This is a genomic window from Herpetosiphonaceae bacterium, assembly GCA_036374795.1.
GTDB lineage: Bacteria > Chloroflexota > Chloroflexia > Chloroflexales > Kallotenuaceae > LB3-1.
Genome location: DASUTC010000335.1, coordinates 1 through 1,187, shown reverse-complemented (window position 1 = coordinate 1,187; position 1,187 = coordinate 1). Strand labels below are relative to the sequence as shown.

Annotated in this window: 2 protein-coding genes; both read right to left on the bottom strand. The window is 63.0% G+C overall.

The window, feature by feature from the left end; genetic code table 11:
- The coding region (locus VFZ66_25790; GenBank protein HEX6292622.1) for a response regulator transcription factor at nucleotides 1–434 on the bottom strand (434 nt) is incomplete at its 3' end.
- Nucleotides 431–1,187: sensor histidine kinase (locus tag VFZ66_25785; protein ID HEX6292621.1), on the bottom strand; the 757-nt coding region annotated here is incomplete at its 5' end. The genes VFZ66_25785 and VFZ66_25790, both read right to left, overlap by 4 nt.

Here is a 1,187-nt window from a genome sequence, read left to right as displayed (position 1 = left end):
TTCGTCTGTGTCACCCTGGCGAGATACGCTTCGATCGCGCGCTCCGAGAGCGGAGGGCTCAGGTAGCGACGCCCGGCGATCACCTCATGCACAGCGCGCACCAGATCGGCGGCCTGCGCATCCTTGACCACATAGGCCACCGCTCCATTGTGCAGCGCTTCCAGCACATACGCCTCGCTGGCCTGCATCGAGAGGATGATCACCTTGGTATGCGGCACGCGCTGATGCACCTGCCGTGTAACCTCCAGCCCGTTCAAGCCGGGCATCATCAGATCGACGATCAGCACATCCGGTGCCAGCCGCTCCACAAGGCTGGTAGCGGTAAGACCATCGGCAGCCTCGCCCACGACCTTAAAATCGTATTCGGCATCGAGCAGCGTGCGTAGGCCCTGCCGGACGACATGATGATCATCGGCCAATACAATCGTTGTCATAGCCCTGCTCCATCGCTCGATGCCGCCCGCGCCGGCACGGGCAGCTCCGCACGGATCAGTGTTCCCACGCCGGGCATTGTCTCGACGACAAGCTCGCCACCCAGGAGCGCTGCCCGCTCCCGCATGCCAGGCAGGCCACGCGATGCGCTGCTCGCCTGGTCGATCGACGGATCGAAGCCCGCCCCTTGATCCTCGATCTGCACCGTCAGCATATCGCCGATCACCCAGAGTGATACCGTCACATGCCGCACCTGGCTATGACGCGCGACATTCGTCAGCGCTTCCTGCACGATGCGATAGGTCGCCGTCTCAACCTCCGGTGGGAAGCGCCGACCCAGCCCTGTGTGCGCGAACGTCACCTGCACGTTGGTTTGAGCCGTATACCGCTCGAAGTGCCAGACCAGCGTCGGCAAGAGTCCCAGGTCGTCCAGCATCGCCGGTCGCAGGTCGAGCGAGAGCTGCCGCACACGCGCCATCAGATCGTTCACCAGCGCCTGCGCCTCACTCAATCGCCGCTGAAACTCGTCGATCGGCAGACGCTGGATCATTTCAAGAATCAGCTTGAGGCCGGTAAGTGTCTGGCCGATTTCATCGTGAAGCTCAAGCGCAAGGTGTCGGCGCTCGCTCTCTTGCACCTCGATCATCTGGCGCGACAGCCGTTGCAGATCCTGCTCCGCGCTCCGCACCTGCTCGGAGAGCATCGCCTGCTGGATGCCGATCTCGATCTGATCCGCAACCTCACGGATCGCCACA